Origin of the sequence: Bradyrhizobium sp., assembly GCF_049512235.1 — a bacterium.
Lineage (GTDB): Bacteria > Pseudomonadota > Alphaproteobacteria > Rhizobiales > Xanthobacteraceae > Bradyrhizobium.
In genome coordinates this window covers 1-7149 of record NZ_JBEKXH010000330.1, presented here as the reverse complement: position 1 = coordinate 7149, position 7149 = coordinate 1, and the positions used below count along the sequence as shown (strand labels likewise).

General features: G+C 64.3%; 5 protein-coding genes. 4 read left to right on the top strand and 1 reads right to left on the bottom strand.

All coding sequences use genetic code 11. From position 1 onward, the window contains the following. Positions 1 to 712 (bottom strand): DUF4062 domain-containing protein (locus ABSG20_RS25120; protein ID WP_423867195.1); only part of this gene is annotated, 712 nt, incomplete at its 3' end. 509 nt (positions 713 to 1221) lie between these two features. Between ABSG20_RS25120 and ABSG20_RS25115 the strand changes: the two genes are divergently transcribed. From ABSG20_RS25115 to ABSG20_RS25100, 4 genes are all read left to right on the top strand, one after another. Beyond that, on the top strand, positions 1222 to 2406 hold the full coding sequence (locus ABSG20_RS25115; RefSeq protein WP_423867194.1) for a YbfB/YjiJ family MFS transporter: 1185 nt from the start codon (positions 1222 to 1224) through the stop codon (positions 2404 to 2406). Continuing rightward, the gene (locus tag ABSG20_RS25110) at positions 2403 to 3344 is read left to right on the top strand and encodes a LysR family transcriptional regulator (RefSeq protein ID WP_423867193.1); all 942 of its coding nucleotides are present in this window, start codon (positions 2403 to 2405) and stop codon (positions 3342 to 3344) included. The genes ABSG20_RS25115 and ABSG20_RS25110 overlap by 4 nt, the downstream gene beginning before the upstream one ends. 121 nt (positions 3345 to 3465) lie before the next feature. Next, on the top strand, positions 3466 to 5031 hold the full coding sequence (locus ABSG20_RS25105) for a carboxylesterase/lipase family protein (RefSeq protein WP_423867192.1): 1566 nt from the start codon (positions 3466 to 3468) through the stop codon (positions 5029 to 5031). 92 nt (positions 5032 to 5123) lie between these two features. Then, a complete protein-coding gene (locus ABSG20_RS25100) occupies positions 5124 to 6998 on the top strand; it encodes a bifunctional sugar phosphate isomerase/epimerase/4-hydroxyphenylpyruvate dioxygenase family protein (RefSeq protein ID WP_423867191.1) in 1875 nt (624 codons plus the stop codon). The last annotated feature ends 151 nt before the right edge of the window (positions 6999 to 7149 follow it).

The window sequence follows — 7149 nt, the reverse complement described above, 5'->3', positions numbered from 1 at the left end:
AGGCCGCCGCCAGCGTGGTCTTGCCGACACCGCGCAGCCCGTGCAGCGCCGTGATGGCGGCGCGGCCGTTGCTGCTCGTCAGCGCGGCGTCGATCGCGGCGAGGTCGTCCTCGCGGCCGAGGAAATGTCGCGGCAGGTTGATGGGGATATTGGTCAATGCCTGGACCGGGGCCTTGTCGGTCGGCATGGACGCCTCTGCAGTCTGACCGCTGCTTGATTCGAGATATTTAATCAGCCGCCCGACGGCAACGGCTGCGGCTGCAGCGAACTGCCCCGAGCTTTCGAATGTCGCATACACCCGATTGACATCGCTTCCCTCACGCATGCGTTTGGCGCGCTCGCGAAAAGCGTCGAGCTTCTTCATCTTATTCGGATCGAGCTCGACGTCTGCCTTCACGACCGGGTGTTTGTCACCCATCACGAACAGAATGATCGGCCGCTTCAGCCGTGTCGCTTCGTTGAACTCCAGTTCAGTGATCGACAATCGATCGGGATTTCGTTCGGAGTCGAATGGCGTCTGGCCGTATTTGAGACTGATGACGCCGACATAGGCGACGGAATCACGCACCATGTTCAGGGACGAATCAATCACGTCGGCGTCGGCGCGGGCTCCGTCATTTTCCATGACGTTCGCCTTACAGCCAAGCGTCTCGATCGCCTTGATCACTTTTTGTCGATGTTCCTCCAAATCAGTGAAGGTGCTCGACACCATGATCCCTTGATAGGTCTTGGGTTCGTGCAAGGTTGCCCCTTCGTAAAGCGGTCTCAAGGGCCAGAAGGCGACCTCTGCCCGCGACCCCGGCCCGGCAACAGACTATCTCGCTCCCATCATTACCCGCAACGGAGTAGGTTCAGGCCCCGCACAACCTCGTTCCTCGGCCAAGCGAACCCTTCCCTCCGCCATCAGGTCGTCCGCCGGCCTGGGGGCGCCGGCCGACAGCGAGTTGTCGCTCGCAGTTCACCCAGAAATAACGGCCGGCTGATACCGTCATTGCGAGCCACCGGCTCGGCGCAAAAGCGCCGGCCGGTGTGCGAAGCAATCCAAGCCCAGAGTACGCCGCCAGATGGATTGCTTCGCTGCGCTCGCAATGACGGGGTTGGAGCAGCGACATGCGGCTCGTAGCGCGCGCCGTTGCGCGAAGGGCAAGCCACCCTTGCTGCCGCGCGCCTGTGCAACCTGCGCCCGGCCTGCCAGAATGCGGGCCGTTGCCGGAGTCCCCCGTGAAAGCCCCCCATCCCCCGCCACCCGCGCATCCGGCGAGGCTGATCCTGATCCTGTCGCTGGGGCCGACCATCGGACTTGGCATCGGGCGCTTCGCCTATGCGCTGGTGCTGCCGGACATGCGCGATGCGCTCGGCTGGTCCTATTCGGCGGCGGGTTTCATGAATACCATCAATGCGGCCGGGTATCTCGCCGGCGCGCTGATGGCCTCGCGGCTGGCGAAGCGGTTCGGACTGTCGGCAGCGGTGCGCTGGGGCACGCTGGCCTGCGTGCTGGCGTTGGCGCTGTGCGCGCTGACCGGCAATTTTGTCGTTTTGAGCTTGGCGCGGCTGCTCGCGGGACTGGGCGCCGCGGCCGGGTTCGTCGCCGGCGGGGCGCTGGCGGCTCAAATCGCGCAGTCGCACCCGGCGCGCGCCAATTTTCTGCTGAGCCTCTACTACGCCGGGCCCGGGCTCGGCATCCTGTCGTCAGGCCTGATCGCGCCGTTCGTGTTGCGGGCATTCGGACCGGGATCATGGTGGATCGTGTGGTGGGCGATGACGCTGCTTTCGGCCGTCATGATCGTGCCGCTGCTGCTGGCGCCGCTCGATGCCCATGCCGCACTCCCCGATGCCAGGCCGGCGGACTTCGCGATTGCGCCGGCCCTGATCTATCTGATCGGCTATTTTCTGTTCGGCGCCGGATATATCGCCTACATGACCTTCATGATCGCCTATGTCCGCGACGCCGGCGGCGGCGCGACGGCGCAGAGCGCGTTCTGGAGCCTGATCGGCCTCAGCGCGTTCGCGACACCATGGCTATGGCGGGGCGTGCTGGCGCTCGACCGCGGCGGCATCTCAACCGCGATCATTCTTTCCGTCAACGCGGCCGGCGCGGCGCTGCCGCTGTTCGGGCACTCGGCGTTTCTGCTGGCAAGCTCGGCGGTCGTGTTCGGGGTGGCCTTTTTCGCGGTGGTGGGATCGACCACCGCCTTCGTGCGCTACAACTATCCGCCATCCGCCTGGCCCGCGGGCATTGCCGCGATGACGATTGCGTTCGGCATCGGCCAGATGCTGGGGCCGATCGCGATCGGCGCCATCACCGACGCGTTCGGCAGCCTGTCCTATGCGCTCAACGTCTCGGCGGCAATGTTGCTGCTGGGCGCCGTCGCAACCGCATTTCAGGGCAGGCTGAGGCTCCCATGATGACGCTGCGCCAGGTTGAAGTGATCCGTGCCGTGATGGTGACAGGCACCATCGGCGGCGCGGCCAGGCTTCTCAATGTGTCGGCACCCGGCATCAGCCGGCTGGTGAAATATACCGAGAAATCGCTCGGCATCCGATTCTTCCAGCGCCAGAATGGCCGCTATTTTCCGACGCCGGAAGCCGAGAGCATTTTCGAGCAGATCAACGGCGTCTACAAGAAGGTCGACGATCTCACCGAGATCATCTCCAAGATCGGCCGCGGCGCCTTGTCGGAACTGCGCATCGGCTCGGTGCCGAGCATTTCGCAGGTCATGGTGCCCCGCGCCATCGAGCGGGTGCGGCGGCGCTACCCCGAGCTGCGCATCGATATCAACATTCTCAAGATCGAGGAGGCGGTCGATTATCTGCTGCTCGGCAGGGGCGATTGCGTCGCCATGAGCTATCGGCTCGATCACCCCGGCCTCGACTTCCTGCCGCTGGCGTCGGGCGAGCTGTTTTGCATCGTCCCCGACGGGCACGAACTGGCCGGGCGCAAGCAGGTTTCCGCCGCCGAAATCATCCGCTATCCGCTGATCGGCATCGATCCCAACGACCCCTATGGCCGGATCATGGCCGAGATCTTCGCCCGCAAGAAGCTCAGCTACGATATCACCATCCGGGCCCGCTTCGGCACCACGGTGTGCGCGCTGGTAAAGGCCGGGCTCGGCATTGCCGTGATCGACCAGTTCACCGTCGCCCATGGCGGCTACCCCGGTATCGAGCTGCTGCGCATCACCGAGCCGACCCCATTCGATACCTACATCGCGGTGAAGCGCGGCGCGGCGCTGTCGCTCCACGTCGAGCATTTCATCGACTGCCTGCGGGCCGAAATGCAGGCCGTCGGACTTGCGCGCAGCGGCGCCCGGAAGCCGGCGGCGCGGATCCGGAACAAAAATTAACTACCGCCGAAATAGCAATTGCATTCGACGGCGTGATGGCAAAAGGATATTCCGCTTCGCACGCAGCTTGACAACGCGGCTGAAGACAAGGCCGCGGGCCATAAATCCAGGGGAGGTTGACATGCGACTAGCAATTGCGGGTGTCTTGATCGGATCCCTGTTGGCCGGCGCAGCGGCCCACGCCGAAAGCGCCGGCCGCACGGTGCGCGTTGAGACCGGCGAAGTGGTCGGGAAGTTTCAGCTCAACACCGCGGTGCGCGCGTTTCTCGGCATCCCCTTTGCTGCCCCGCCGGTCGGCGATCTCAGGTGGAAGCCGCCGCAACCGGCGGCCGCCTGGCGGCCCGCGCGGGCCGCGACATCCTATGGCGCCCAGTGCATGCAACCGGCACGCTCCAAAACCTCGGTCTATTACGAGTATGCCGGCGATCAGCCCACGAGCGAGGATTGCCTTTATCTCAATGTCTGGGCCCCCAGTGACGCGGAGGGCGCCAAGCTTCCAGTCATGGTCTGGATCTATGGCGGCGGCTTTCAGCAGGGGTCCGCAGCCAATCCTGTGTTCGACGGCTCAAGGCTGGCCCATCGCGGGGTCATCGTGGTCTCGATCAACTACCGTGTCGGGATCTTCGGCTTCCTGGCCCATCCCGAACTGACGGCTGAATCGCCGCAACGCGCCTCCGGCAATTACGGCCTGCTCGATCAGGTCGCGGGGCTGAACTGGGTGAAGCGCAACATCGCCGCCTTCGGCGGCGATCCCGATAACGTCACAATCTTCGGCCAATCGGCCGGAGCCGCCTCCGTCACTTTTCTGTTCGCTTCCCCGCTGGCGCGCGGACTTTTCGCGCGCGGCATCTCCGAAAGCTTCGGGTTCGCCAACAAGAGCATGGCAGGTCTTGCCGAAGCCGAGAAAGGCGGCCTTGATCTTGCCGCCAAGCTCAACGCACCTTCGCTGGCCGACCTGCGGCAGCTGCCGCCGGAAAAGCTTCTCGAAACGCAGGTGGCGATGAGCCCCATTGTGGACGGCTGGTTCCTGCCGGCCAATCCCTACACGGTCTTTGCGGACGGCAAGGAAGCTCCCGCCGGCCTGCTTACGGGATGGAATGAGGACGAAGGAACGACCTTTCCGCATGCCAAGTCTGTCGCCGATTATCAGCAGTGGCTGCGACGGAAGTATCCCGACATTGCCGATCGGCTCATGATCTTGTACCCGGCGCGCAGCGACGAGGAAGCCAAGACGGCGAACAAGGCGGTGGTCCGCGACAGCCTGTTCGCATGGGGACCCTGGAGCGTCGCGCGGCTGCACGCCAGCAACGGCCATGCCACCTATCTCTATCACTTCAATCATCCGCAACCGCTTCGGCCTGGCGCCAGCTATGACGAGATCGACACCGCCGGCGGCCTCGGCAGCTTCCACAGCTCGGAATATCCCTATCTTTTCGGCACCCTCGATGGGTTGAACCGGGACTGGACGACCGCCGACCGGATGCTTTCCGATCGGCTGCAAGCCTACTGGGTCGCCTACGCCTACAGCGGAAGTCCCAACGCGCCCGGCCTGCCGCGCTGGCCGTGCTTCCGTGAGACCACCGACAGCACCATGTATCTGGGAGACAGGACCGGTCCCGGACCGGTGCCAAATCTTGACCGGCTGGAGCTGTTCGACACCCTGCCATCGCCCTTCAGCGGCTTCTGATCGCGGCCCGCGAGCCATGGCGCGATTTCCTTCGTCCAAGCCTTGCGCGAGGCGCCGCCCTCTTCGCCTGGGCGCATCCTGGAGCAAATTGCATGACCAAGCACTCGATCGCCACCGTCTCGCTCAGCGGCTCGCTCGATGAAAAGCTGCGCGCCATCGCCGCCGCCGGGTTCGACACGGTCGAGATTTTCGAAAACGACCTGTTGTCTTTCAACGGCAGTCCCCGCGACGTCGGAAAGCTCTGCCGCGATCTTGGTCTTGCGGTTTGCGCGTTCCAGCCCTTTCGCGATTTCGAGGGCATGCCCGAGCCGCAACGCAGCCGCAACTTCGCAAGAGCCGCCCGCAAGTTCGACCTGATGGCCGAATTGCAGACCGATCTGCTGCTGGTCTGCAGCAATATTTCAACGGCCTCGCTCGGCGGCATCGATCGCGCCGCGGCCGATTTTCGCGCGCTTGGCGAACTTGCCGCTGCGCACGGCCTGCGCGTCGGCTTCGAGGCGCTGGCCTGGGGACGCCACGTCAACGACTATCGCGACGCCTGGGAAATCGTGCGCCGCGCCGACCACAAATCGATCGGGGTCATTCTCGACAGCTTCCACGCGCTGGCGCCGGGTTTTCCGGTTACCGCGATCCCATCGATCCCGGCGGACAAGATTTTTCTGGTGCAGCTCGCGGACGCGCCGAAGCTCGGCCTCGATGTGCTGTCCTGGAGCCGGCATTTCCGCTGCTTTCCGGGCCAGGGCGACCTGCCGGTCGGGGCCTTCATGGAAGCGGTGCGGGCGACCGGGTATGACGGCCCGCTGTCGCTGGAGATTTTCAACGATCAGTTCCGCTCCGGCTCGGCGGTCCGGACCGCGACCGACGGGCTGCGTTCGCTGATCCTGCTCGAGGATCAGCTTACGGAAAGCTCATCCGGTGCGGCGGTGGCCACCCTGCAGCCGAAAGCGCGCAGCCGCGGCGTCGGGTTTATCGAGTTCGCCATCAACGAGGCCAAAGCCCAGGAGCTGGCCGCGCTGTTCGGCCAGCTCGGCTTTCGCAAGACCGGTTCCCATCGCAGCAAGGACGTCGAGCGCTGGTCGCAAGGCCATATCGAACTCGTCATCAATTGCGAGCCGGACGGTTTTGCCCATTCGCACTACATCACCCACGGCCCGGGCGTCTGCGCCATCGCCATCGATGTCGATGACGTCGACAAGACCATGATGCGCGCCGAGGCGCTGCGGGCGCGGACCTTCTATCAGCCGGTCGGGCCGGGCGAACTCGAGATCCCCGCGATCCGGGGCGTCGGCGGCAGCCTGCTGTATTTTCTGGATGCCCCCGGCAAGAACTGGGACACCGACTTCGCGGCGTTGAGCAGCGATGCGGCGACCGACCGTCTCGGCACCGTCGATCACATCTCGCAGTCGATGCCTTACGACGAAATGCTGTCGTGGCTGTTGTTCTATACCGGAATACTCGATCTGCAGCGCCTGCCGCAGTTCGAGATCGCCGATCCCCTGGGGCTGGTCCAGAGCCAGGCGCTGATCAGCGGCAATCAAGGCCTGCGCGTCATCCTCAACGGCTCGTCGGCCACGCGCACGCTGTCGGCCCGCTTCATCAACGAATTTTTTGGCTCCGGCGTGCAGCACGTGGCGTTTTCGTGCACCGACATTTTCGCCGCGGTCGCCGACATGCGGGCGCGCGGAATGGACTTCCTGAAAATTCCCGACAACTACTACGACGATATCGAAGCCAAATACGGTCTCGACGCGGCTGCGATGGCTGACCTTCGCGACAACCAGATCCTGTACGATCGCGAAGGCGACGGCGAATTCTTCCAGATCTACAGCCATGTTTTCGACGAGCGGTTTTTCTTCGAGATCGTCGAACGCCGCAACTACCAGGGTTTTGGCGCCGCCAATGCCGCGATCAGGCTCGCGGCGCAGACCCGGGAAGCCCGCCCGCTGGGCATGCCGCGCATGGGATAGCGGGCTCTCGCGCGCGGAAAAACAAGCGGACGCTGCGCGTTGGGCCGATCCAAACCTTGTTCGAAACGCGATGCTGATCGGTTTGGGTTTACGGCTCGATATCCCGGCAACGGCGGTGAAATCCCTCGCCCCGCTTGCGGGGTTGAGGTGA

Coding starts and splice junctions, on each gene's coding strand:
- ABSG20_RS25105 (WP_423867192.1), top strand. CDS start 3,466: ATGCGACTAGCAATTGCGGGTGTCTTGATCGGATCCCTGTTGGCCGGC.
- ABSG20_RS25100 (WP_423867191.1), top strand. CDS start 5,124: ATGACCAAGCACTCGATCGCCACCGTCTCGCTCAGCGGCTCGCTCGAT.
- ABSG20_RS25110 (WP_423867193.1), top strand. CDS start 2,403: ATGATGACGCTGCGCCAGGTTGAAGTGATCCGTGCCGTGATGGTGACA.